Source organism: Alteromonas sp. KUL150 (assembly GCF_009811475.1).
GTDB lineage: Bacteria > Pseudomonadota > Gammaproteobacteria > Enterobacterales > Alteromonadaceae > Alteromonas > Alteromonas gracilis.
Window position 1 is genome coordinate 81,569 of the sequence record NZ_BLIJ01000045.1, and the last position, 24,721, is coordinate 106,289.

The 24,721-nt window shown below is 42.7% G+C and carries 22 protein-coding genes; 12 read left to right on the forward strand and 10 right to left on the reverse strand.

From position 1 onward, the window contains the following. Positions 1–201 precede the first annotated feature (201 nt). From GVO62_RS10955 to GVO62_RS10965, 3 genes are read left to right on the forward strand one after another with little or no spacing between them, the layout of a single operon-like run. Positions 202–759: a GbsR/MarR family transcriptional regulator gene (locus tag GVO62_RS10955; protein ID WP_120963335.1), complete on the forward strand. Its 558-nt coding sequence runs from the start codon at positions 202–204 to the stop codon at positions 757–759. An 11-nt stretch (positions 760–770) separates the two neighbouring features. Continuing rightward, positions 771–2,144, forward strand: coding sequence for a cytochrome ubiquinol oxidase subunit I (locus GVO62_RS10960; protein ID WP_159119280.1), 1,374 nt, complete (start codon positions 771–773; stop codon positions 2,142–2,144). 11 nt (positions 2,145–2,155) lie between these two features. Beyond that, the gene (locus GVO62_RS10965; RefSeq protein ID WP_159119281.1) at positions 2,156–3,163 is read left to right on the forward strand and encodes a cytochrome d ubiquinol oxidase subunit II; all 1,008 of its coding nucleotides are present in this window, start codon (positions 2,156–2,158) and stop codon (positions 3,161–3,163) included. A 649-nt stretch (positions 3,164–3,812) separates the two neighbouring features. Here the strand turns inward: GVO62_RS10965 and GVO62_RS10970 are convergent. From GVO62_RS10970 to prlC, 8 genes are all read right to left on the reverse strand, one after another. Next, complete coding sequence (locus GVO62_RS10970) at positions 3,813–4,295, reverse strand: Lrp/AsnC family transcriptional regulator (RefSeq protein WP_105932218.1); 483 nt, start codon at positions 4,293–4,295, stop codon at positions 3,813–3,815. Positions 4,296–4,374: 79 nt separating this feature from the next. Then, a complete protein-coding gene (locus GVO62_RS10975; protein ID WP_159119282.1) occupies positions 4,375–5,031 on the reverse strand; it encodes a hypothetical protein in 657 nt (218 codons plus the stop codon). 225 nt (positions 5,032–5,256) lie between these two features. Next, positions 5,257–5,466: a transcription antiterminator/RNA stability regulator CspE gene (gene cspE, locus GVO62_RS10980; RefSeq protein WP_012519905.1), complete on the reverse strand. Its 210-nt coding sequence runs from the start codon at positions 5,464–5,466 to the stop codon at positions 5,257–5,259. 295 nt (positions 5,467–5,761) lie between these two features. Then, positions 5,762–7,390 (reverse strand): ubiquinone biosynthesis regulatory protein kinase UbiB, encoded by a 1,629-nt coding sequence (gene ubiB, locus GVO62_RS10985; RefSeq protein ID WP_159119283.1) that lies wholly within the window; start codon positions 7,388–7,390, stop codon positions 5,762–5,764. Between the two features lie 17 nt (positions 7,391–7,407). Further along, complete coding sequence (locus tag GVO62_RS10990) at positions 7,408–8,049, reverse strand: ubiquinone biosynthesis accessory factor UbiJ (RefSeq protein WP_159119284.1); 642 nt, start codon at positions 8,047–8,049, stop codon at positions 7,408–7,410. Next, positions 8,049–8,834 (reverse strand): bifunctional demethylmenaquinone methyltransferase/2-methoxy-6-polyprenyl-1,4-benzoquinol methylase UbiE, encoded by a 786-nt coding sequence (gene ubiE, locus GVO62_RS10995; protein ID WP_159119285.1) that lies wholly within the window; start codon positions 8,832–8,834, stop codon positions 8,049–8,051. Before ubiE ends, GVO62_RS10990 begins: the two co-directional genes overlap by 1 nt. A 112-nt stretch (positions 8,835–8,946) precedes the next feature. After that, on the reverse strand, positions 8,947–9,636 hold the full coding sequence (locus GVO62_RS11000; protein WP_159119286.1) for a DNA-3-methyladenine glycosylase I: 690 nt from the start codon (positions 9,634–9,636) through the stop codon (positions 8,947–8,949). 6 nt (positions 9,637–9,642) lie between these two features. Next, complete coding sequence (gene prlC, locus GVO62_RS11005) at positions 9,643–11,679, reverse strand: oligopeptidase A (RefSeq protein ID WP_159119287.1); 2,037 nt, start codon at positions 11,677–11,679, stop codon at positions 9,643–9,645. A 261-nt stretch (positions 11,680–11,940) separates the two neighbouring features. On the opposite strand from prlC, the gene GVO62_RS11010 reads away from it, so the two are divergent. The 9 genes from GVO62_RS11010 (at position 11,941) to GVO62_RS11050 (ending at position 23,483) form a co-directional block, all read left to right on the forward strand. Beyond that, complete coding sequence (locus GVO62_RS11010; protein ID WP_159119288.1) at positions 11,941–12,501, forward strand: response regulator; 561 nt, start codon at positions 11,941–11,943, stop codon at positions 12,499–12,501. Between the two features lie 21 nt (positions 12,502–12,522). After that, complete coding sequence (locus GVO62_RS11015) at positions 12,523–13,347, forward strand: phosphate/phosphite/phosphonate ABC transporter substrate-binding protein (RefSeq protein WP_159119289.1); 825 nt, start codon at positions 12,523–12,525, stop codon at positions 13,345–13,347. Between the two features lie 11 nt (positions 13,348–13,358). Further along, positions 13,359–15,032, forward strand: a complete 1,674-nt coding sequence (locus GVO62_RS11020) for a HAMP domain-containing sensor histidine kinase (RefSeq protein ID WP_159119314.1) — start codon at positions 13,359–13,361, stop codon at positions 15,030–15,032. A 73-nt stretch (positions 15,033–15,105) separates the two neighbouring features. Then, positions 15,106–16,410: a response regulator gene (locus GVO62_RS11025; protein WP_159119290.1), complete on the forward strand. Its 1,305-nt coding sequence runs from the start codon at positions 15,106–15,108 to the stop codon at positions 16,408–16,410. 251 nt (positions 16,411–16,661) lie between these two features. Then, positions 16,662–18,008: a glutathione-disulfide reductase gene (gene gorA, locus GVO62_RS11030; protein WP_159119291.1), complete on the forward strand. Its 1,347-nt coding sequence runs from the start codon at positions 16,662–16,664 to the stop codon at positions 18,006–18,008. Between the two features lie 89 nt (positions 18,009–18,097). After that, positions 18,098–19,294 (forward strand): tyrosine-type recombinase/integrase, encoded by a 1,197-nt coding sequence (locus GVO62_RS11035; RefSeq protein WP_159119292.1) that lies wholly within the window; start codon positions 18,098–18,100, stop codon positions 19,292–19,294. Next, positions 19,281–20,984, forward strand: coding sequence for a hypothetical protein (locus tag GVO62_RS11040; RefSeq protein WP_159119293.1), 1,704 nt, complete (start codon positions 19,281–19,283; stop codon positions 20,982–20,984). The genes GVO62_RS11035 and GVO62_RS11040 overlap by 14 nt, the downstream gene beginning before the upstream one ends. Before the next feature lie 41 nt (positions 20,985–21,025). After that, positions 21,026–23,074: an integrase gene (locus GVO62_RS11045; protein WP_236547130.1), complete on the forward strand. Its 2,049-nt coding sequence runs from the start codon at positions 21,026–21,028 to the stop codon at positions 23,072–23,074. Next, positions 23,067–23,483 (forward strand): hypothetical protein, encoded by a 417-nt coding sequence (locus tag GVO62_RS11050; RefSeq protein WP_236547131.1) that lies wholly within the window; start codon positions 23,067–23,069, stop codon positions 23,481–23,483. Before GVO62_RS11045 ends, GVO62_RS11050 begins: the two co-directional genes overlap by 8 nt. 342 nt (positions 23,484–23,825) lie before the next feature. Here the strand turns inward: GVO62_RS11050 and GVO62_RS11055 are convergent, their stop codons facing one another. Next, a complete protein-coding gene (locus GVO62_RS11055) occupies positions 23,826–24,248 on the reverse strand; it encodes a PD-(D/E)XK nuclease superfamily protein (RefSeq protein ID WP_108568723.1) in 423 nt (140 codons plus the stop codon). Positions 24,249–24,418: 170 nt separating this feature from the next. Further along, entirely contained in the window at positions 24,419–24,673 is a 255-nt protein-coding gene (locus tag GVO62_RS19355; protein ID WP_163085620.1) for a hypothetical protein, read from the reverse strand. Between the last annotated feature and the right edge of the window lie 48 nt (positions 24,674–24,721).

A 24,721-nucleotide genomic window follows, 5' to 3' on the forward strand; every position in this document is an offset into this window, starting at 1 on the left:
AGCTAGGTTTCGTAGTAAATATTAAATTCGTGCAACGATAACAAGTTACTTACCAAAGATCATGCGATATCTATTAAAGCCCTCTAATTAATATTCATTAAATTTTCAATTAAAAATAGCTCACAAACCTAAATTACTCTTGTGTTTATTGATTTATCGCAATAAACTTTCAGTAATTTCTGAAACTTCTGGAATATAAAAATGAAGATGACGCCGTTAATTACTTCTGCCGTTATGCATTTTGGCGAAATGGGAAGTCGCTGGGGGTTCAATAGAACCGTAGGGCAAATCCTTGCGCTTATTGTGTTGAATGAAGAACCCATTTCAGCGCAAGAAATCGCCGACGCTCTGAATATCTCCAGAGGCAACACCAGTATGGGTTTAAAAGAGCTTCAGTCTTGGCGCTTAGTAAAACAGCACTTAGTACCAGGGGAGAGAAAAGAGTTCTTTATTCCCGCTGGCGATATCTGGACGCTTGCTAATCGGGTATTTGAAGAGCGTAGAAAGCGGGAAATAGACCCAACTATGAGCTTGCTGCGGGATCTCTTGCTCGACGCACCAGCCAATGAAAAAGAGGCGAACGCTCAACACAAACTGAACGAAATTCACGATTTACTCGAATCAATTACGGCATGGTCACAAGAACTTCAAAATCTTGGACCTGAAAAGCTTAACACTTTAATGAAGTTGGGTTCTGGCGTAGGTCGTATGCTTGAGCTTAAGGATAAGCTACTTCCGGGAAAAAACAGCGTTAACTAAGGGGGCCTTCTGTGGATGCATTCTTGCTGTCTCGTTTACAATTTGCGCTAAATATTAGCTTTCATATCTTATTTCCAACCATCACGATGGCAATGGGATGGTTTTTGTTTTATTTCAAACTGCGCTCAAACACTTCGGGCCATCCTGTATGGATGCGCATGTATCGTTTTTGGGTTCGTGTGTTTGCACTTAGCTTTGCGCTTGGCGTGGTAAGCGGTGTGACAATGTCATTTCAGTTCGGCACCAATTGGCCTGGGTTTATGGAAAAGGTGGGCAATGTCGCCGGGCCGCTTTTAGGTTACGAGGTGCTCACTGCCTTTTTCTTAGAAGCCACTTTCTTAGGTATCATGCTATTTGGCATACGCCGGGTCCCCAACTGGCTGCATACTGCGTCTACCCTCATCGTTGCGCTGGGCACTACAACGTCTGCCTTCTGGATATTGGCACTAAATAGCTGGATGCAAACGCCGCAGGGTTTTGAAGTGGTCGACGGTGTGGTGTATGCAACAAACTGGAAGGAAATTATTTTTAACCCTTCTTTCCCCTACCGCTTTGTTCACATGATGTTAGCCTCAGGGCTTACGGCCAGTTTTCTTATAGCCGGGCTCTCAGCGTACCGCATGCTTAAAGGCGACGATAAGCTTGCGCCTAAACTCGCGCTTAAAACCGCCACCTATACGGCAGCAGTGTTAATACCACTTCAGATATTTGCCGGCGACATGCACGGTTTAAATACCCTTGAACATCAGCCTCAAAAAGTTGCAGCGATGGAAGGGCTGTGGGAGACCACCGAAGGTGCGCCTTTGTTACTTTTTGCCATTCCCGATGAGGAAAGTAAAGAAAATCACTTTGAAATTCCTATTCCTTATGGTGCAAGCCTTATTCTTACTCATGAGCTCAAAGGTAAAATCAAAGGGCTAAATGAATTCGAAGGAGAACATCCTCCCGTTGCGCCGGTATTTTACGGATTCAGGGTAATGGTAGGGATGGGCATGCTAATGCTTGCGGTTTCATGGATAGGCAGTCTGTACTTGCTACGTAAAAAAGATTTCCCGTTATGGCTTAAACGTACCTTTGCTGGCATGGCGTTTAGCGGTTGGATAGCCACGCTTGCAGGCTGGTATGTAACCGAAATCGGCAGACAGCCTTATTTGGTGAGCGGCGTACTGAAAACCGCTGACGCCGTTACGCAGTTGCCGCCTGGAAACATAGCACTCTCGTTTACCCTGTACTTGGTTATTTATACGGTACTACTTATAGCTTACATGGGCACATTGATGTTGATGTGCAGAAGAGCTGTTGAAATAGAAGAGATCACAACAGAGGAACGGGAAGTTGCGAAAGCTAAAATGCAGCCTAGCGATCCCGATCCTGCCACGGTTTAAGGAGAGCAAACATGTTTGAAAATGTATCAGCAGAAATGCTCGGCAATATCTACGTGGGGCTACTTGGGTTATCGGTTTTACTTTATGCCATTCTTGATGGCTACGACTTAGGCGTAGGTGTATTGATCCCACCAAGAACAGAAGCGTTTAGAGACGATATGATTGCGTCCATAGGACCCTACTGGGATGCAAATGAGACTTGGCTTGTACTTGCAATAGGTCTGTTACTCATTGCTTTTCCTGAAGCCCACAGTGAGTTTTTACAAACCTTGTACTTGCCTGCAACCTTCATGCTGTTAGGGCTTATTCTTCGCGGCGTAGCGTTCGATTTTCGCGCCAAGGTTGTGCAGGTGAAAAAGCGAAAATGGGACTTGGTGTTTAAGTACGGCTCGTTGCTTACCACACTAGCGCAAGGTTATATGTTAGGTATTTACGTAACGGGGCTTCGCACAGATATCTGGGCACAAGCCTTCGCCTTACTTGCAGCATTTGGTGTTACCGCAGCCTATGCGTTTATTGGTTCGTGCTGGCTCATACTTAAAACGGAAGGTGAGCTTCAGCAAAAAGCCTATTACTGGGCGAGAAGAGGTTTGGGAATACTGGCTGTTGGGATTGTCGCAGTAAGTATCGCTAACCTAACCTTACACGATGACGTGCGAGACTTATGGCTGTCTGCACCTTGGGGGTATGTACTTTTCGCCATCCCGGTAACGTGTTTCGCGCTTTTAGCACTTTGTGGTGTGTTGCTTAAGAAACTACCTGACGCGCAAGGTAAAGGCGAATGGCTTCCGTTCTTTATTGCTCTACTCGTATTTTTACTTTGCTTCGCCGCATTCGGCATAAGCTACTATCCGTTTATCATTCCTGGACAGATGACAGTGATGGATGCGCTCAGTGACGCAAACTCTCTACGTTTTTTACTTGTTGGCGTGGTCATTGTTGTGCCTATTATTCTGGCCTACACGGCCATGGTGTATAAGATCTTTTCTGGTAAATCAGAAAAGCTTTCTTACTATTGAGGCCCGTGTATGTCTTAGTGACACACCTCCTTGTTAGTTTAATAAATTAAAGTAATAGTGGGCATCATTGGAAAACAATGGTGTTCACTTTCTTTCCAGCTGTATTATCGATTATATATTTTTTAGCCTCTCTTCACGTATTCTCATTTATTTTCCTCAAATATTTTAGCTAAAAGCGTAAAAACTGATCTTTTTCTTAAACTAAAGTATAAAAATAAATGGTAACTGTTTGATTTAACGAAATCTGTGCAAAGAGCTCGTTCTGCATGGCGTCGTTATTCCTTAACGAAGATAAGTGTTGACATCAAACTGTAACATTACTATATTTTAAGTGGGGCAATTTTTACTAGAAGGAGCCAACTTATGGAAAATGTTTTCCATTCAATCTCACGGTTCTTCAAGCGCGCGCACCCCTACCCTGTAGCTCATTACATCGGCAGAAAGAATGCGCAGCGTATCTTAGGATGTAAAATCAAAAAGAAATCCAAGATATTCGCCGAACAGCACGTTGAAGACCAAAATCATTAATTCATATGGGGCCCGTCAAACCGGCCCCATTTTTTTGCCTTTCTAATGGTAATTTAAGCCATTATTTTTTTAATATGCGTTTTTTCTTTTCTTCTTTTGTTTGTCACTGGTGTTCTGACGATTAAAGATGGCTCAGCGGCACTGCCGTCGTGTACTTTATCTGCTCCATAGCGAAGCTCGATGTGACATCTGAGAACTCTATTCCGTTAACTAGGCGCTTGTAAAAATGGTCGAAGCAATCCATGTCAGTAACCAGTACCTTAAGTAAGTAATCATACTCTCCTGACATGCGATAACATTCTACAACTTCATCAAAAGATGCGGCGTGCTTAGCAAACGAAGCAAGCCACTTTCCATCGTGCCGACCTGCTTTCACTTGCACAAAGACGGTCATGGTAAGGCCGAGCTGCCGAGCTTGTAACAGAGCAACGCGCTTTGAAATAATTCCCTTCTCTTCAAGCTTTTGAATGCGACGCCAGCAGGGCGTTACTGTTAACCCTACTTGATCTGCGATTTCTGCAACAGGCGTTTCTGTATTGTTTTGAAGTAACCTTAAAATGGCTTTATCAATCCCGTCGATGCTTTTACTTTTATCATTACGCATAAAGATATGCTGCTCTTATAAAAAGGATTGATAAGGCTTCGACGTTAACTGGCTTCATATATTTCTCTCATCCCGCGCACTACAGCCACCATGGCTGAGTAAAGTCTACATTTTCTGGTGCAATTTCATATTGAAATGGCGGAGTAAAAACATTCCAAAATGCCTCTTCTAGCGCACTGTCTACTATCTGTAATTGATTATTTTCACGATAGCGGTTGAGCAAGGCCTTATATGCATCAATCGGCATTTGCGGGTTAGACTGACGAAATATCACCTTGCCACCAAACTCGTCGAACAGGACCTTTTCAGTTTGAAACTGCATGACCTGTTTTTCTGCAATCTCTTTAATTGACTTACTGCTATTTTTCTCAGACATCTGATTGGCAAACTTTTCCGTAAATTTAGTAACGAGAGTTTGGTTAAGCTCAATTCCCTTTTTTGCCGCGTAGTCTTCTAGAACCAATTCATAAATTTTTGTCGAAGCATTTACACGAACAACATAATCAAGCATGTCGTTATAATTTTCTTTAGCCTGCTCTTTTATTTCTTTTTGCTCTTTTTCATTAGGCATCGCATCGTCGCGAGTAACGTTTTGACCTAAAACGACAGCTAGTATGTTTCCATCACTGTGCTGCACAGGCTCAGGTTGGGACTGTGGTTCTGCGTTAGCAGACTGCGCGGTAAAGACGAAAATTGAAATTAACAGTGAAACTCGCAAGAAAACGATAATTCGCATGGTGCTCTCCATAAAAGAGTAACTTTGAAGAAGTTAGCTAATACGGTGAGTAAAGCATTAAAGCCTATCGAGACGCAATATTTGTGGGCCGTATTTAAGGATTAAGAAGTGGCTTGCTATAAAACGCGTAGTAATTGATTTGAGAATATCAAAGCTGGGGAGAAGAAAAATTTTGGGTGTTGCTGAAAGAAAAACGGCGGTCTAATGACCGCCGTTTTTGAATTCTTAGATAGCTTGCACGTTAGCAGCTTGAAGACCTTTTTGACCTTCTTCAACTTCAAATTCTACTCGCTGACCTTCTGGAAGCGTTTTGTAACCGTCAGAGATAATTGCACGGAAATGAACGAATACGTCCTTGCCGCCATTATCTTGTGTTAGAAAACCGTAACCTTTATCAGCGTTGAACCACTTAACTGTGCCTGTAACTTTAGACATGTCGTATAGACCTCAAATATCATATTAAATTGCGCATAAGCGCGTGTAACTTAGTTTCTTTAAAGTCTTTAAATTGGCGGAGTATTGGGTCTTACTTACGAATGGACAAACAACTTACAACAAATTACAGGGTAACTCGAGCGGTTTTAACATATAGCAAATAATACAAAATCGCGTCTATTTAAAGACATTGGCTAAGAGCCAAGAACACTATAACACTCTTCGGGACGATTACTATACAAATTAATCACTAAACAACGGATTTCATAAATATTTCACCCCAACGTAACAATAACTAGAGCCCTTTACGCCAAGCTAAGAACCAGCAAACTGCGCCTATCAGGCCAGTAAATGCAGGGAAATACCATGATAAACCGTAAGTAGGTAGAATAACGGATGTGAGCACAAAGGTGGCACCCACCACACTTAAATGAGTGGTCTGAGTTGTCTTTTTCTGCTCTTGAAGCAGTGCCAAATGCGCTCTTTGTTGCTGTAAAGGCAGGCGCTTCATCTGCTGCAAACTGTCATAAAGCAGATCAGGCATTTCAGGCAGTTTTTCTGACCAAAACGGCAAGTTATCTTTTACTTTACCCATCATCGCTGTGAAGCCAATTTGCTCTTTCATCCAGTTTTCGAGGAACGGTTTCGCTGTTTTCCATAAATCGAGCTGAGGATAAAGCTGTCGACCCAACCCTTCGATATAGAGCAAGGTTTTTTGCAGCAGCACAAGCTGGGGTTGCACAACCATATTGAAACGACGCGCTGTATTAAATAGCTGTAACAGTACGTTGCCGAAAGAAATTTCAGCAAGGGGCTTTTGAAAGATAGGCTCGCACACTGTGCGAATGGCCATTTCAAACTCATCGATGTTGGTATCTTGCGGCACCCAGCCTGAATCAGCATGAAGCTGCGCGACTTTGCGGTAGTCGCGATTGAAGAACGCTATAAAGTTTTCAGCTAGGTAACGTTTATCTTCGCGATTAAGGGTTCCCACAATGCCAAAATCAATAGCAATATATTTTGGGTTTTCAGGGTGTTCCGTAGATACGAATATGTTGCCCGGGTGCATGTCAGCATGGAAAAAACTGTCGCGAAAAACTTGGGTAAAGAATACTTCTACACCTCGCTCTGCCAATTTTTTCATGTTGGTATTTTGTGTGAGCAGGGCGTCGATATTTGAAATAGGCAGGCCGTAAATACGTTCCATTACAAGCACGTTACTGCGGCAATAGTCGCTGTAAATTTTCGGCACATACAGCGCATCAGAACCTTCGAAATTGCGCCCTAGCTGAATACCATTTGCTGATTCTCGCAGCAAATCAAGTTCATCAACTATCGTTTTGCGGTATTCCACAACCACTTCTACCGGGCGCAACCGTTTACCGTCGGGGAGCCAGCGCTGCAATACATTAGCCAAGCTAAACAATAGCTCCATATCGGCTACTATGGTATCGCGTATATCTGGTCGTAGTACTTTAACCACAACGTCTTCGTTGTTGTGCTTGAGCTTAGCCGCATGAACTTGAGCGATAGAGGCGGACGCTAACGGTTTTGTTTCAAACTCGCTAAATAACTCGCTTAAATCAGAAAGCCCCAATGCCTGCTTAATAATCTCTTGTGCAGCATCTGATGAAAACGGCGGCACTTTGTCTTGTAAACGTGCCAGTTCATTTGCAATGGCCGGAGGAAGCAGGTCACGGCGGGTAGACATCATTTGACCGAACTTTATAAATACTGGGCCAAGGTTTTGAAGAGCAAGAGTGATACGCTCTCCGGCAGATTTTCCTTTATGCTTATTTCTCACCCAAAAAATAGTATGGCGCATTGCTCGCGCGTACCAGGGTAACCACTTCGCTGGAATCAACTCGTCTAAACCGTGTTCCAACAGTACCTTGTTAATTCGGTAAAACCTAACAATACGCATCTATGAGCCTGTTTCTATTAGTCTTGCTTTATCTTTGCTTCTAACTGGCGTAGCCGCGCATCTGCATTTTCTGCTCTATCACGAAGCTCGTTCACTTCATCACTGAAATGCATAACCGCAAGCTTGTGAGCAGCTAGCTGCTTTTCCTCTACCATGGCGTTGCCTAGCACCTGCCCCATGGAAGCCAGTGCTTTCATTGTTTTTTCATGCACTGCGTTTACTGTTTTCACAGTTTGATGAGCAACCACGTCATTGGTTTTCTGTGCCAGTATCTCTTCAACATCAATATCAAGCTGTTGAAAAAGCGCGCTTACTTGTTGAGCTACATTTAGCTCCCCCTCTAGTACCAACGCTTTTTGCTGGATAAGTCGAGTAAGCTGACTGGTTTCTTTGAGTTCGGGTAGTGTTTGAAGTGACGTTTTAATACAACAATCTTTTGGCCCTATAGACGCCACGGCTTCCTCGAAGGTTCCCTGCTCAGTGAGCACATCGATACGGTCAGAAAATGACAGCGTTATACCGTAGGGAAGCGGCGATACAAATGCGGTAAGTCTTGCACCTCGAAGAGGCTTCAACCTCGTCTCACTATCTTCATCCAAAGACAAGATCTTATTGATTACCGATTCAGCAGCAGCGGCCACTAGCGCAGATGTAGGCATTAAAACTTATACCCTCTATGCAGCGCAACAATCCCGCCTGTGAGGTTTTGGTAATCACATTGCTCGAAACCAGCCTCCTCGAACATACCTTTTAATGTCTCTTGATCAGGGTGCATACGGATACTTTCCGCCAAGTACTGATAACTTTCGGCATCGTTAGCAACGAGCTGTCCCATCTTTGGCAGAATATGGAATGAATACATGTCATAAAGTTTGCTCAACTGCTCAGTAGTTGGCTTTGAAAACTCAAGAACTAACAACCGACCGCCGGGCTTAAGTACACGATAAATTGAATTAAGCGCGTTTTGCTTTTCTGTAACGTTGCGCAAGCCAAATGCCATTGTTACAACGTCGAAGTGATTATCTGGAAACGGCAGTGCCTCAGCATCTGCCTGAACGTAATCAATATTGCTAACCAAGCCGCGGTCGCGCAATTTATTGCGCCCTACTTTCAACATAGACAAGTTAATATCGGCAAGGGTAACTCGCCCCGTTGGACCTACCAGGCGAGAGAATTTTGCCGTAAGGTCGCCAGTGCCACCTGCAATGTCCAATACCTTATTGCCCGCACGCACACCGCTACAATCAATAGTGAAGCGTTTCCACAAACGGTGAACACCCATCGACATAAGGTCGTTCATGACGTCGTACTTCGCCGCTACTGAATCAAAAACATTAGCAACTAAAGACGCTTTTTGGCCTTTATCGACCTGTTTAAAACCGAAGTGCGTTGTTTGCTCGGTTGCAGTGTCTACTTGCGTAGCGGGAGTTTGATTGTCGCTCATGACAGTCCTGTAGTTTGAATATTTTTCTTAATGCTGAAGTGTATAGGATTGTGTTGCCAAGCAAAAGCTTTATGCCCGAGTTGCGCATTAAGCTTAATGCGCCCCTTTTTCTCTAGACTGGCCTATTGTTGGTTCCCCAACTGAACGCCACGATAGCGCTTATTTCTTGAAGAGAACGCCCGCTTTCACGATGCCATTGCGCGAAGGCTGCGTTCGCTGAGGATAATGATTTTTTTGATGTTAAACCGCCGTTAACAATATCGTGCTTTCTCAGGTAATCCTCGACATCGCGAGAAAATAAAAAAGTATCAATACCCAACGCCCGAAGCATATAGGGGCCGGTATTTCCACCAAGCCGCGCGCCGCGCTTTTTCATAAACTCCCACAAGCTTGTGATGTTATCTTTTTCGAAGCTCGCGACAAACTTCCCAAAACTGCCGTATTCGAGGGCGACATCTTTAATCATCATGGCATTATCGCGAACGGTTGTGACTTTTTTATAGTTTCTTACAATGCGTTTGTCAGATGCTTTTTGCTCTAACATTTCATCAGGCATCAACAACACTTTATCCACGTCAAAACCAAAAAATACAGTTTCGAAGTCAGGCCACTTTTGTTCGATTACACGCCACACAAATCCAGACTTGAAGACTTGCTTGGTCATAGCTGCCAAAAAACGGTCATCTGAGATTTTTTCAACGTTTGCCTTAGTAAGAGGTGCCCGAAGCATTGCTTCAAGCACCCTCTCGCCGCCTTTGCGCTCGCACGCTCGGCGGTAAATAGTTTGAAAAGACTCAGCCATAGCCGCTTAGCCCTTTATACCGCTGTGGCGAAGAAGTGCATCGACCTTAGGTTCACGTCCTCTGAAGGCAACAAACAAATCCATCGGAGGCTTACTACCGCCCATTTCTAGTATATGTTCTAAGAACGCTTTGCCTGTTTCGCGGTTAAAAATACCGTCTTCCTCAAACTTGCTGTAAGCGTCTGCAGAGAGTACCTCAGCCCATTTGTAGCTGTAGTAACCCGCAGCGTAACCACCCGCGAAGATATGCCCAAAACTATTCTGGAAGCGGTTAAATGAAGGAGGGATAACAACCGCTACTTCTTCACGAACTTTGTCTAGAGTGGCTTGAACGTTTACTTCACTGCCTTTTTCGCTGTGTAATAGGAAATCAAATAAACTAAATTCAAGCTGTCGCACCATCTGCATTGCAGATTGATAGTCTCTTGCCGCCAGCATCCGCTCTAATAAATCAGCCGGTAACGGCTCACCGGTTTCGTAATGCCCTGAAATAAAGTTGAGAGCATCCTCTTCCCAGCACCAGTTTTCCAAAAACTGGCTAGGCAATTCTACCGCATCCCATGGAACGCCATTGATACCAGAAACTCCCGCAACACGCATTTTAGTGAGCATGTGATGGATACCGTGGCCAAATTCATGGAACAAGGTCACCACTTCATCGTGAGTGAAAAGCGCTGGCTTATCTCCCACTGGTGCATTGAAGTTACAAGTAAGGTACGCAACAGGAAGCTGTAGTTCACCATCTACCTTTTCACGGCGAACGCGACACTCGTCCATCCAAGCGCCGCCGCGCTTTTTCGCTCGAGCATATAAGTCTAGATAAAAACTACCGCGCATTACATCGGCGTCGTCTGTAATGGTGAAGTAGCGAACGTCTTTATGCCAAGTATCAATACCAGGCTGCTCAATGATTTTGAGGCCATAAAGGCGATGCACCACTTCAAACAAACCTGATAATACTTTGTCTTCAGGAAAGTAAGGGCGCAACATTTCATCAGAAATGGTGTATTTTTCCTGCTTCAGTTTTTCGCTGTAGTAAGGTAAGTCCCAAGCAGCTAAGTCTGTCACTCCATGTTTCTCACTAGCGTACGTTCTTACGTCTTCTAGCTCACGTTCGGCTTGAGGTTTAGATTTTGCAGCCAAATCGCGCAAGAAACCGATAACCTGGTCAGTAGAGTCAGCCATTTTTGTGGCAAGGGAACGTTCCGCATAACTACTAAAACCGAGTAGCTCAGCAAGTTCGGTGCGAAGCATCAGGGTTTCTTTAATGATATCAGTGTTATCCCATTTGCCTGCATTCGGGCCCTGCTCTGACGCTTTGGTAGAATAAGCGCGATACATTTCTTCGCGCAGGTCTCGATTATCCGCATAAAGCATAACTGGCAGATAAGAAGGAATATCTAATGTAAACAACCATCCCTGCAAATCTTTTTGATGCGCCGCTTGCGCTGCGGCTTCTAAAGCTGATTCTGGCATACCGGCAAGTTCGGCTTCATCTGTAACGTGCTTAGTCCACCCCATAGTAGCGTCCATCACGTTATTAGAAAATGTCGACGATAGCTCACTGAGCTTTGCCTGAATATCGGCAAAGCGCTTCTTTTGGTCTTCGGGAAGCGCGACACCAGACAGCGTGAAATCACGAACAGCATTCTCAATCACTTTCTGCTGCTCTTCGCTCAGTGTGTCGAATTCCTCCGATGCTTTGAGCTCGGCATAAGCATTGTACAGCCCCTCATGCTGACCAACCCAGGTGCCATATTCAGATAGCAAGGGCAAGCAGGCATCGTGAGCTTCGCGAAGCGCGTCGCTACTCACCACACTGTTCATATGCGACACGGGTGAGAACATTTTGCTTAAGCGGTCGTCTACTTCTTCTAATCGCAGCACAAGATTTTCATAAGAATAATCTTTCGATGCTACAACTTCTTCTATCTCACTTTTACATGCTTCAATTGCTTTTTCGATTGCAGGCTTGATTGATTCAGGTTCAATAGCAGAAAAAATAGGTAGGCCGTCGACCATCTCAATTGCAGGGGTTGTCATAATCTTTTCACTCTTTACGCTTTGATAAAATAATGATGGGGCTTCACGGGGTAAAAGCAAGCCATTGTTGAGCCTCTAATTGATCTACTTCGGTTTTACTTCTATTGTTAGTGTTAGGATCAGGCGTTCGTGATACTCAATTTGCACTATGCGAGCAAACCAAGACTCTGTCGCAATTGTCACATATCATCCTTTTGTCTACTTTGTCTCACCCTACTTCTCATACTATAATTTTGATTAATAAAACAACAAGGCCATGATATGAAAACGTTGACGTCAGGTGAGATAGCGTCCTACTGCGATGTGAATCTCCGTACCGTTATCCGGTGGATAGAAAGCGGCAAGCTCAAGGGTTTTAAGCTTCCCGGACGCGGCAATAATCGCGTATTAGTTGAAGACTTTGTAGAGTTTTTAGAGCGTCATGAGATGCCCATACCAGATGCCTTGAAAGGTGTAGCATCATCTTCAATCCTTATTGTTGACGACGAGATGCCAGTTGCTAAATCTATTCAGCGCGTTGCCAGACGTGCAGGTTTTGACTCTCACATTGCAACGGGTGGGTTTCAGGCGGGCATAATGCTAAGTCAGTACGAACCCAAAGTTATGACGCTTGATTTGAGTATGCCTGGAATGGATGGTTACAGCGTCATCGAGTTCACAAGAGAGCAGTCGAAATTTAGAGATCTAAAGATAGTAGTTATTTCAGCACTTGATGATTCGAGTTTAGAGCGTGCACTTGATATCGGAGCAGATGCAACGCTTCAAAAGCCGTTTTCTAACCACGATTTAACTGTTGTATTAGAACAGTTTATGTCAATGTAATATCACCTACAGGGAATAAGTATGGGTCTATATCTACGATGTGTATTTGTGACTGTTTGCTTTTTGCTGAGCAGTTTTTCTTTGAGTGCAGACCCTATAACCATCGGTGTGGTGCCGCAACAGTCGGCGAAAAAAATGGCGGAGAAATGGCAGCCGTTAATTGATTACATTAGTAATTTCACCGGCCTTGATATTGAGTTTAAGACGGCTAAAGACATCCCTACGTTCGAGTCTGATTTAGCACAAGGCAAATATGATTTAGCTTACATCAACCCCTATCATTTTGTGGTCTTCAATGAATCACCGGGTTATCGCTCGATAGTCCATCAGAAAGACAAGAAAATACGTGGCTTAATTGTCGTACGCAAAGACAGCCCGATCAAAGAAATCGATGATCTAGCAGGCGCTGAGATCGCATTCCCTGCGCCCGCAGCGTTTGCTGCGACTATTATTACAAGCGCGCACCTTCGCAACAACGATATCCCGTTTATCCCACGGTATGTTAATTCACATGACTCCGTTTATCTTGCTGTACAACGTAACTTTTTCAGTGCCGGGGGTGGTATTATGCGCACTCTTAATACGTTGCCAGAGAATGTAAGAAAGGATTTGCGAGTTCTCTGGACAAGCGAGGGTTACACACCCCACCCTATTGTGACCCACCCAAATATGGCAGAAGCCGACAGACAAGCTATTCTTAATGCGTTAATAGCAGTATCTAACGACACAAGTAAATCATTGCTTTTGAAGAATATTGGCTTAAGTGGTTTTACCGCGTCTGACGACAAGGACTGGGATGATGTAAGGGCACTCGGGATTGCATCGTTATCTAGGCCTCACCTATGAGTAGACTGAGCATGAAGTTTTCATTACGCACAAAAACTATAGCAGGGGTAGCATCGATAGCAGCCTTATTGCTTCTAGTACTACTCGTTACTGTGTTTCAACTGTTAAACGATCTCGTCGATAACAATGTAAAAAAATCTGCCGACACCACAGTGTCACTCTTTGTTTCGACAACCAAGAACGCATTTTTAAGTTATGACTTAGCATCGCTTGATGCCGATGTCTCAGAAATACTGACTAACCCCAATATCGCCTATGTAAAAGTTAAAGATAAGGATGGCAATATATTTGTAGAAAAAGGCAATCAAGAAGCATTAAGCCGTGATTTTATTGCCGATAATTCAGTGTCAGAAGCTGGCGATGGTATTTATGATACTCGTGCTCCAATCATGGTAGGCAACACGCTTTACGGATATGTAGAAATTGGGTTGAACATAGCTTCAGTTACTGAGTCAGTGTCGCGAGTTAAGAACTGGACTGTTACGCTAGCGCTACTTGAATTTATCTTAGTTGGGCTCTGTTCATACTTACTTGGCTCATTCCTAATGTTGCAGCTTCGTCAATTACACGAGGGTGCGAAACACTTAGGCGATGCGGTCAAAAGCAATGACTACAAAGAAGTGTTTGTACCTGTTCGTGGTAAAGACGAATTAAGTGAATTGGCAGAGGCATTTAACCAATTGGTTGAGCGCTTAAAAGAAGAAAATGAGCAAAAACAACGTGCGCAAGACGAGTTGAAAGAACTTAACACGTTACTTGAAGAGAAAGTCCAAGATAGAACCTCTCTTTTAAACCAGAAAAACTTCCAATTACAGGAAGCAAATAAAGACTTAAAAGAGACCCAAGTTCAGTTGCTACAAGCGGAAAAAATGGCTTCAGTGGGTCAGTTGGCAGCTGGCGTGGCGCACGAAATAAACAACCCTGTTGGCTTTGTTGGTAGCAACATAGCCACGTTGAGCGAGTATGTTGCTACGTATCAAATGATTTTTTCACAGATAAACGCAGCGCTTGAAGCAAAGGATGAAAAAACCAGAAACACTGCGCTTAGCGAGCTTGAAAAAATGCTAGCCAATCAGGATATGACGTTTATTAATGAAGACATATCAGAACTATTGGCTGACTCGCAGGAAGGGCTTCATCGGGTTGCTGAAATTGTTAAAGGACTTAAATTGTTTTCGCGCGTTGATAGCGACCAAATGCAACAGCATAATATCAACGACTGTGTTCGTACCACGTTAGCCATGGTTAACAATCAACTTAAATATATTTGCACAGTAGAAACCCATTTGGGCAGAGTGCCAGATGTAACAATGAACGTGGGCAAAATTTCACAGGTGATTACGAATCTATTAATCAATGCGGGACAAGCAATTGAGGCAACGGGTAAAAATGGAAGAATTGTCATCACTACTTGTACGGTGAACAACTTCGTTGAACTTCGCGTAGAAGATACAGGGTGCGGTATTCCAGCTAGCCATCTAGATAAACTTTTTAACCCATTCTTTACCACCAAACCTGAAGGTCAAGGTACAGGGCTAGGTCTCTCTATTTCCTTTGGCATTGCACAGGAGCATGGGGGGTCGCTTTGTGCAACTAGCATTGAAGGTGAAAGCAGTACGTTTACTCTTATGCTTCCTATTGACTCAGGTGAGTCAAACAACAATAGTGAGGGAGAACACGAATAATGGGCGAGTTATCAGTGATTTTATGCTTTGCTTTAAACAACAATTATAGTGTCGTGCAAAAGGATTATTATTTATGACAGAGCCTAACGTAAAAGCAACAACCTACACGGTACTATTTGTTGACGACGAGCCCAACATACTCCGTGCGATAAAACGCGCGCTATTTACCATGGATATTACATTGCTTCTTGCTGACAGCGGTGCAAAAGCCTTGGAGCTAATGAGTCAAACCGAAGTTCACGTGGTTATTTCTGACATGAAGATGCCACAGATGTCCGGGGCTGAGCTATTAGAGCAAGTAGCCATTAATTACCCTGAAACGTTTCGTGTTGTACTCACCGGCTACGCAGACATAGAGTCAACTATCAAGGCAGTAAACCAAGGCAAGATCCATCGCTATTTGCAAAAGCCATGGGATAATCAAGAGCTAATCGCGGTCGTTGAAGAAGGGCTAGAAAGGGTAAAATTAAAAACAGAAAATTTACGCCTTCAGAAACTGACTCGACTACAGAATAAAAAGTTAAAGGATGTTAATGCATCCCTAGAACAAGTTGTTCAAAAACGCACGCGTCAAATAAAGGCCGCCCTTAACAAGATTGAAAAACACAATATTGCGATGGAACAGGTGCTTTTTAATGTAATTAGTATTAATCCGAACATTGATGGCAAGTTCGCTATTGAAGTAAGCGAACTTGCCTCAAAAATTGCGCGCATCGCTCGTTTTGAAAAAGATGAAATAAAGAATGTCCGTTACGCGGGCTTGATATGTGAATTAGGGCTTTTAGGGTTAGAAACGGAAGACTTTAAAGCGCCATTTTCAAAACTTAAGTATCAGCAGCAACAAAATTACCTGTCGCAAACCAAGCAAGCTGCGCTGATCTTAGCGCCTGCCCACGAACTTAACCAAGTTTCAGATATCATTGAGTTTCAATTTGAACACTATAATGGTTCAGGACTTTACAATAAAGTCGCCAAAGAGATCCCCGCCGGAGCGCGTATACTCGCTATAGCGCGCGACTATTGGCGCCATGTGACTGGCCGCATGAGCGGTATTGAGATGAGCCCCCGTGACGCAAAGTTAGAAATGAAAAAGCACCGAAATACCCGCTATGATGGTGAGTTTCTTGACTTTCTTTTAGAGGCGGAAGACGTAACGACGTCTAAATTGCTGTCCACCTCGTTAAAAGCGTCACAGTTAAAGTCTGGAATGATTTTGGCGCAAAACTTATATAACGATAGCCATATACTAATACTTCCTGAAGGTCACGTACTTAGCGATGCAACGATACAAAAACTGATTCACTTTGAAGAAGAACGCGGTAAAGCGTTTAGTATTCAAATTGAACCAGAAAACCTTTCTGCACCTATAAATAGCTAAAGTGAATAAAAGGCTATCGGGCAAAGCGAGATGGTAACTTACATAAAGTTTATCTCGTTTTGTCTTTTATCCAGTTAAACTCATCCCCATTGATTATTTATCTGAAATTCCTTGAAGCAAGTTCCGGTCTCTAGAATACTATTCTATATGATACGCACTGGCGTCGACGTTGCTTCGCGAGCGAACCTCATCAAGGCGTAGAGAATTTTTAGAGGTTTGTACTCGTCTAACCCACAAAAAAGGCTTTTTGTATGACACATTTTGACTATATTTGCATTGGTGGTGGTAGTGGCGGTATTGCCTCTGCCAATCGCGCGGCTAAACACGGCAAAAAAGCCGCCATCATTGAAGCAAAAGACATCGGCGGAACCTGCGTAAATGTTGGTTGCGTTCCAAAAAAAGCCATGTGGTACGGGGCCCAAATTGCAGAAGCCATTCACCGTTATGCGCCAGAATACGGTTTTGACTTATCGGTAAATCACTTTAGTTGGGACAGTCTTATTGCTAGTCGCCAAGCCTACATTGAGCGTATCCACGCATCTTACGACCGTGTACTCACTGTAAATGACGTGACGCTAATTCGCGGTTTTGCCAAGTTTATCGATAACAATACGGTAGAGGTAAACGGGGAAAAGTATACCGCTGACCATATCACTATTGCCGTTGGCGGGCGCCCAATCATTCCAGATATCGAAGGTGCTGAGTACGGTATTGATTCCGATGGTTTCTTTGCTCTCAAAGAGCAGCCAAAGCGCGCCGTCGTTGTGGGTGCAGGTTACATAGGTGTTGAGTTAGCGGGTGTCCTTCATGCGCTGGGTACTGAATCACACCTGGTCGTTCGCAAACACGCACCACTGAGAAATTTCGACCCCATTATTCATGAAACCTTGGTAGATATGATCCACGCTGAAGGCTGCAAATTACATGACCATGCCAGCGTGGAAAAAGTAGAAAAAGCTGACGATGGTGAGCTTTCAGTGCATTTAACCAATGGCGAAGTGATAAAGGCCGATTGCCTCATCTGGGCCATTGGCCGTAAGCCATCTACCGACAATATTGATATTGAAAACACTGACGTTGAGCTTAGTGATGACGGAACAGTAAAAGTGGATAAATATCAAAATACCACAGCGAAAAACGTTTACGCAGTAGGTGATATTACCGGTGAAGCCGAGCTTACTCCGGTGGCGATTAAAGCAGGTCGTCTGCTCAGTGAACGTCTGTTTAACGGCCAAAAAGATGCACACATGGATTACTCGCTCATTCCTACGGTTGTCTTTAGCCACCCGCCTATCGGTACGATTGGTTTAACAGAACCTGAGGCCATTGAGCAGTATGGTGAGGACAATATTAAAGTATATAGCTCAAGCTTTGCGTCTATGTATACTGCAGTGACTCGCCATCGTCAGATGACAAAAATGAAGTTGGTGTGTGCAGGTAAAGATGAAAAAGTAGTTGGCCTACACGGTATTGGTCATGGCATGGACGAAATTCTGCAAGGTTTTGCTGTTGCAATTAAGATGGGCGCAACGAAAGCTGACTTTGATGCATGCGTGGCTATTCACCCTACCAGTGGCGAAGAATTTGTTACTATGTAGATCGCGTTCTGGAATGTTAGACTGTAGCTGAGCACTTTCTGGAAAATGTACTACCCTTTAGAAATTCTTAGATTCATTCGGGGTAGTACATGACTTACGTGATTCAATCAAATCCCTTCTCTGTTCTTCCCCTTTCGGTACCCAATAGTGGGCATATTAAGCTGGAAGGTATCCCAACTTTTTACTATTCAAACCACGAATATATTACACCTGTAAATCTTTGGATAAATCATCTAGTCAACTACAGGAAGGCGAAAGATTTAAACTCCACGGTTCGTGCTTTAAAGCGCTACTTTAATTTCTTGGAAGAAAACTCATTATCTTGGGATAAATTTCCGACTGCTAAATATTTAAGACCTACCTATAGGTTTAGAAACGATAATTTACTAACAAACGCAAGGCTAGGACAAATCCAGTTCTCTACGGCATCTCTTTACATGAGGCATGTCGTAAAGTTTTACGAGTGGTGTATTCACCAAAAATTTCTTAACGTTAACGAATCCGGTAAACCATTTGACTACGAGATGGTGAAAATCAGAAACACCGGAATGATGAATCATCTTAACCCTCATTACATTGTCAGTAGCACGGACCTTCGCGTAAAAGTTCCTTTAAAAGAGCGAGTGCAATCACTCAATCCGCTATCAAAAAATGAGCTAGAGCCCTTTGCGAAAGCACTCTCCACGTTCAACATAGAGTTTATAATCCATCAACTCTTGCAAGTACAATCAGGTTTGAGATTACAGGAAGCATGTACTTTCCCATTATGTTTAGCGTTGGAACTTGAGTTTTCCGATAAATCAGAAGTGAAAATTGGTCCGATGAATGGTGTAGCTACAAAGTATGGAAAAGAAAGAAAAGTCGAAATCTCTCCCAGCCTCAGAGCTCTACTTGTTGGCTATGCAAAATCAAAAAGGCGCAGGCTAAGGCTCATAAAGAACAATAGTTCATTTTTGCTAGTCTCGAAATCAGGTGCTCCATTTAGTCCTAACAACGTTCAGCAATCGTTTAGAAGATTAAGAAACGCTGTTGAGCGTGAAACGTCTTCGCTATTTTCTCATACCACTCATGACCTCAGAGCCACGTACTGTACGTACCGCCTTGCATCGCTTTTAGAGATAGGGATGCAAAAAGACGCAGTAACACAAATGATGGCATGGATGGGACACAGTAGTGAAGCAACAACTTGGAAGTACGTCGACTTCTTGGAGCGTAAAAAAAACGTTAGAGAAGCAGCAAGCTTTCTAGATACCATTCTTGAAGAGTCGCTATATGAGTCAATCTGAGCAAGATAAAAGCCTCATCATTAGTTTGAAAGTAGGGATAGCTCGGTATCAGCAATTCGACTTCAATAGATTTCGATACTTCAATGTGCCAAAAAAAAAGGAACTAACTGGTGGTAAACATGCAAATAGAGACGAACTTGTTCGACGCTGGTTTACAGCTCTTTATGATGATCAAACCTACTCAGACAGGACGAAATTTGGGTACGTCAATGATCTTGTAAGATATGTAAAATTTGTAGATTCATCGAATCTCGACTTGGAAACACGCGAGTCCATAGTTGCGTGGGAAAGGCATCAGGTCGAAAAAGTGAGGCTTGGCTCCTTGAACGTCAATACAGCTCGAAAAAGAACAAGTTCTATAAAGTGCATGCTTACTATACTAGGGTTACCTTGCAAGGATTGGTTTTCTCCGAGAGGTCTTTTCAGACGCGAGCTGAACCCTACGGAGGGCTATTCAGACTTTGAACTCAAGTCCCTTTTAAAACCAATCTACTCAACGTTTAATAAGCTCTTTGAACAAATACTCAGCACTCCAGAACTGCACTTGTACACAGAGCCAAGAGTTGCAACTGCAGAAATTGCTTTCGGGCCCCGGAGAATAGAAGTTGCGGGGGCCATCACAAAATGTTTTTCACTTGGTTATTTCCTCATGTCTTATTTTACCTGGGGAAACATGACGTCCTTATTATCTATGAAAAAGTTTAGGGAAAGTAACTTCAACGAAGAACACATTTACTCACAAAGCGTTTTAAAAGCCAGAGCGAATAAGTACGTAACAATATCAATTGGAGAAAACAATCGTCAAAATGTACCAAAACATTCACTGCGATTCATAAAGAAGCTCTTAAAGTTAAGTCACACTATCGCGCCGAATAACGAGCATTTGTTTTTTATGGCTTGTAGGGGCAAGTTAAAGCCTCTTGAACCAAGTCATCTAAAACATACTAGTATTTGGCTCCAATCCACCTTTAATTTAGTTACGGATGACAACCTACCGCTCAGGCCTATGGCAAAGAGATTCAGGGCGACTGGCAGTGCTCGATACTTAGATTTAACAGGCGACTATGCTGGCGCTTCTATTTTATTAGGCAATACACCAAAGACTCTCCGTCAGCACTATACTACGGGTAATCCGATAGAAAATAAAAAGCAATTACAAGCTGCCACTCATACATTGGAAGCTGTTGCACGATGTTCTGACCTTGCCCAGGCGAAAAGCTATGCAAAATCGAAACTGGATGTTGAAGTACTTCCCTATGAGCAATTTCTTGCTAAGTATGGTGACTTAAATAAGCACTCTCAAAAGACAGCTCTTGGTTCTGGATGTATTTCTCCTTTCGGTAAACAAGCTAGTGTTTACAAACGAAAAATGAATTTAAGTCCAATGCACTTTGATGTTGATCACTTGGCTTGTGCCGATATCTTGAATTGCTTCGATTGCCCCAATCAGGTAATTATCGAAGAAGTTGAGGATATTTGGTGCTTAATGAGTTTTCGGGAAGTAATTGAGGAGTCAATTATCGACCATAAAAGTCATTCTCAGTTCGTTAGAAACTTTGCTTCACTGGTTGAAAAAATAGACTTGTGTATTTTTAGCGTTGACCCGAAGGTACGCCGTAAAGCAACTAAAAAGCTCAAACAGGAAGGTCGTCACCCCATTTGGCCTGAAGGTATAAATTACAACTTTTAGAGAGCACGATGCAAATACTTCTTAGTCTTCCTGGAAATGTAGTGAATGAAAACCTCGATGGTTTTCAAAAAGTACTTGAATCCTATAGTAAGTTGGACTTCAAGTATCTAGATAACGTGCCAGTGACTAAAGACCATGCGGGGACTACAGTTAGCTACTTTGGCGATGAAGAGTGGATTTTATCTGCTTACATAGATAGAAAGATAACCAACAAGGATAAAATCACTTTTTCAGAGATCAGTTCTTTTGAACTTGCTACAGAGCTGAAAATGATTTGTTTTTCTTGGCTTTACACTAATGCAGGCAGAGGGAACTCTTACCCACTGAAGCCATCAACAATTATCTTTCAGCACAGTAAGTTGCTACAAGTCTATAAGTTTTTGGAAAAAATGAAATGGGCTAGCATTTCCAAACTGTCGCATGCCGTTTTGTTTTATGAATTTTGTACATACTTAACATCTTTGCAATACAGTTATGGCAACACCGTCCAGATATTCAGCATGTTGAATAAAGTACAAAGGGCGGATCACATTCTTCCCATAGGCCTAGTAATCCCTACCGATCAAAGCACAAAAGCCTTAGCAATTGAATGCTGCGCGGTTGAAAAGACTAAACCAAATCAGTTTTACGCTATGCCTACAAGTATCATGGAGAAAATTTATTCGAGAGCAATCGATTATATTGAAAAACTCTATCCGTATAGAGTTTTGCTAAGTGAACTGATACGAGAGTTGCGCATAAATTACGAAGTAGGCAAAAAGGTTGTTGATCGCAAAATAAATGACGGGAGTTGGAAGTGGTTAACCCCAAATTCCGCAGACTATAGGGTAGAGGTAAATAAAGCTAAGCCTCAGAGCTACTCATCCATTATTGAGTTGTATCTTCAAGGGACGCCATTAGAAAAACATATTTTACCCTGGCGACAATTTGAGTCGTGGTTATCAAAAATCCAGGCCGCTTGTTATATCGTTTGCGCAGCATTTACAGGAATGCGACGCAGCGAACTGTACTCTTTGCATCCCGATAGTTTTAAGACTAGAACGTACAACGGTAAAATCATTCACACTGTACAATCATACCACCACAAGATGACACAAGGACGAGGACAACTATCTGAGTGGGTAACAACAACTATCGTAGGAGACGCCATCTCACTCGCTGAGGCATTGACGCAATATATGCGAGAACAACTGTTCAATCATCCAGACCCGATGAAAAACCACGAGGCGAGTTGTTTATGGCTTACTCAAACAAAGAAAAGTGAAGCTCCAAAGATCATCTATGAAGGGCATTTTCGCAACAAATTTAATGAGATAGCTAAAGAGGCAGGAGCAATTGTAGATGACGAGGCCCTTGAAGAATTTTACTTGATCAACCCAAACCAAAACTCTGTTTTATCTAATAAAAAAATTGCACTTGGATATATATGGCCCATTACTTCTCATCAATTTCGAAGAACTTTTGCCGTATTTGTAAGACGCCACAACCTCTGTTCCACGATAGCCGTTAAAGAACAGTTTAAACATTTGGATATACCAACCAGTGAGTGGTACGAAGAAGGCGGTGCGGCAGCAGTACTTAGAGGGATTAATACCGATAGCGAGCTGTCAGAATTGATAAAAAATGTTCGTAATGAAGTTATTACTGAAACTGTTTTTAAGTGGTACAACCGAAAAGATAAATTATTTGGCAAGCGCGGCCTTGAAATAATGAAAGATAGAGGGTCAATTCCAACAGAGCATAAAAGTTGGCAAGAAATTCACAATCACGTTAAAGCTGGCAGAATAGACTTTGTAGGAACGTTACACTCCTATTGCTTAGCAGGATATCAATGCCAAATGAGCAAGGTCGCCTCACCAGCAAATTGTTTTAAATGTGAAAATCAGTTAATAGATGAAGAACAAGCGAAGGGCTGGTCAATAAGACACCAACAATGTATCCAGCAGATAAAATACCTTAAGAGTATAGATTCTTTTTCTAGTTCTATTGAAAGCCATTACCTTTCACAAATTAAAGCAGCCGAGCGAGTCATGCACTTCTTTAACATTCCATTTTCTGAGTACAAACAAGACGGGGGAAATGATGACTAAATCAGAAGTTACGAGAGCGAGGATTGAAGAGGCTCTAGACAGAATACTGAATAAAGCCACAACAATTGTCCCGTACTCCCAAAAGCTCTCGGTTAAAGCGGTTGAGGAGGAAGCAGGCCTAGGCAGCGGTTCAATATACTATTACGAAGATATTGTCGAAAAAATTTGGGCTTTAAAAAAACAAAGCTATTCAGTGAGTATGATACCCGAACACTCCTCAGACGCTCTTTCAAAACTGAGGTTACGACTCAAAAAAGAAATTAAATTGAAAAGAAAGTACAAGAGCGAAGTAGCTGAGCTTCGTGAAAGGCTATCCAATATGGCTAGCCAGCACAATTCTTTTGCATTAACCATCGAAGAGTACAAACAGAGAGTGGCAGAATTAGAGTACCAGTTAACAAATGAATAGCATGTCTAATTTATCTTGTATCGTCACATCGAAATCACTTGGTGTTCACACGCTTGTGTGGAGTAGGCAACATTTGATTTAACAAAATTGCTAGAAAGCTTGCGCAAATCTGACAGTTTCTCATTGCACATACTGCGCTCGCACTCTCATTGAAGCTCATTGGCATCCATTAGTGCGTAAGAACTTGTCTGTAAAAGCATACTAGGTTAATTGGTTGCTGATCATTAAAGAAGAGATTTTCTATTAACATAAGACAATTAGGACAGTACCTTCTGAAAATAGGCCTGCTACATGTGTAATTATGGTAGTGTGCCAGAAACGGCACACTACATGCTCCTTAACTTAAGCGGCATAACGGCCTAAATCTGGACCTATAAAAGCAACAATGTCTTTCACAGTGATAGCAGTCAGCTTAGGTGCTGATGACCGGTAAGAATTTAAAAATTCAATGGCCCTGTCATGTTTCAATAGCTCACATCCACCACATACGACTAAGTAATCATCGTATGCAGAGCGTGCCGCGTCCATTACTGTATATCCAAGTTTCTCTATAGCAGTGCCGGCAGATTCTTGATACTTAACAACAACTTGAATTGTGCGTATTGGTGTATGAACGACAAAATGTGCATAGTCCCTTTTATCCGAGAAAATACTCGGATATTTGACATTTCGTTGGTACGTCATTGGCTTTTCGTTAGTATTTTCAGAAAACCCAAGCCCCTGAAAAGTACTAGTAATATCGTTTAGTAAATCTTTTCTACTCATTAGTAGTTACCTCAATAAATTTTCTAAGATAGGGTAAGCCTAAAAAACAGGCTAATTCCGAGCAAAAACTTACCGCTTCCCACATTTTTATCTAAGAAACGGCTCAAAATATTGAGGTGAACATCAAAGACATGTACTATCATGACTCTTAAAGATTGATAGGCTGTTCTTCAATGGACAAGCACTTCAGTGTCGTGTCTTATTCTTTCTGTTGGCGCAGATAAATAAATCACCTCACAAAAAAAGCACTTTTCAGTAACACTGATAAGTGCTTTTTTATTTCTCCCTTCTAACTCCTTTGAACGGCTTCCGATCACTTTTGACGTCCATAAATTGTCCGGTGTTTGCATCACGCTTGACCCAGTGACCTGAACCAGTTTGAGTTTGCGATCGTTTTCGAACAGCTCCGCAACGGCGGTTATCACCGACTTTTCCGTTAGTTGCCATATACAACCTCCTTTCTTCATTAGGAT

Bases quoted from the DNA above. Each gene is read 5' to 3' on its own strand.
- GVO62_RS10955 (WP_120963335.1), top strand. From the start codon at position 202: ATGAAGATGACGCCGTTAATTACTTCTGCCGTTATGCATTTTGGCGAA.
- GVO62_RS10965 (WP_159119281.1), top strand. From the start codon at position 2,156: ATGTTTGAAAATGTATCAGCAGAAATGCTCGGCAATATCTACGTGGGG.
- GVO62_RS10970 (WP_105932218.1), bottom strand. From the start codon at position 4,295: ATGCGTAATGATAAAAGTAAAAGCATCGACGGGATTGATAAAGCCATT.
- GVO62_RS10975 (WP_159119282.1), bottom strand. From the start codon at position 5,031: ATGCGAATTATCGTTTTCTTGCGAGTTTCACTGTTAATTTCAATTTTC.
- cspE (WP_012519905.1), bottom strand. From the start codon at position 5,466: ATGTCTAAAGTTACAGGCACAGTTAAGTGGTTCAACGCTGATAAAGGT.
- ubiB (WP_159119283.1), bottom strand. From the start codon at position 7,390: ATGCGTATTGTTAGGTTTTACCGAATTAACAAGGTACTGTTGGAACAC.
- GVO62_RS10990 (WP_159119284.1), bottom strand. From the start codon at position 8,049: ATGCCTACATCTGCGCTAGTGGCCGCTGCTGCTGAATCGGTAATCAAT.
- ubiE (WP_159119285.1), bottom strand. From the start codon at position 8,834: ATGAGCGACAATCAAACTCCCGCTACGCAAGTAGACACTGCAACCGAG.
- GVO62_RS11000 (WP_159119286.1), bottom strand. From the start codon at position 9,636: ATGGCTGAGTCTTTTCAAACTATTTACCGCCGAGCGTGCGAGCGCAAA.
- prlC (WP_159119287.1), bottom strand. From the start codon at position 11,679: ATGACAACCCCTGCAATTGAGATGGTCGACGGCCTACCTATTTTTTCT.
- GVO62_RS11010 (WP_159119288.1), top strand. From the start codon at position 11,941: ATGAAAACGTTGACGTCAGGTGAGATAGCGTCCTACTGCGATGTGAAT.
- GVO62_RS11015 (WP_159119289.1), top strand. From the start codon at position 12,523: ATGGGTCTATATCTACGATGTGTATTTGTGACTGTTTGCTTTTTGCTG.
- GVO62_RS11020 (WP_159119314.1), top strand. From the start codon at position 13,359: ATGAAGTTTTCATTACGCACAAAAACTATAGCAGGGGTAGCATCGATA.
- GVO62_RS11025 (WP_159119290.1), top strand. From the start codon at position 15,106: ATGACAGAGCCTAACGTAAAAGCAACAACCTACACGGTACTATTTGTT.
- gorA (WP_159119291.1), top strand. From the start codon at position 16,662: ATGACACATTTTGACTATATTTGCATTGGTGGTGGTAGTGGCGGTATT.
- GVO62_RS11035 (WP_159119292.1), top strand. From the start codon at position 18,098: ATGACTTACGTGATTCAATCAAATCCCTTCTCTGTTCTTCCCCTTTCG.
- GVO62_RS11040 (WP_159119293.1), top strand. From the start codon at position 19,281: ATGAGTCAATCTGAGCAAGATAAAAGCCTCATCATTAGTTTGAAAGTA.
- GVO62_RS11050 (WP_236547131.1), top strand. From the start codon at position 23,067: ATGACTAAATCAGAAGTTACGAGAGCGAGGATTGAAGAGGCTCTAGAC.
- GVO62_RS11055 (WP_108568723.1), bottom strand. From the start codon at position 24,248: ATGAGTAGAAAAGATTTACTAAACGATATTACTAGTACTTTTCAGGGG.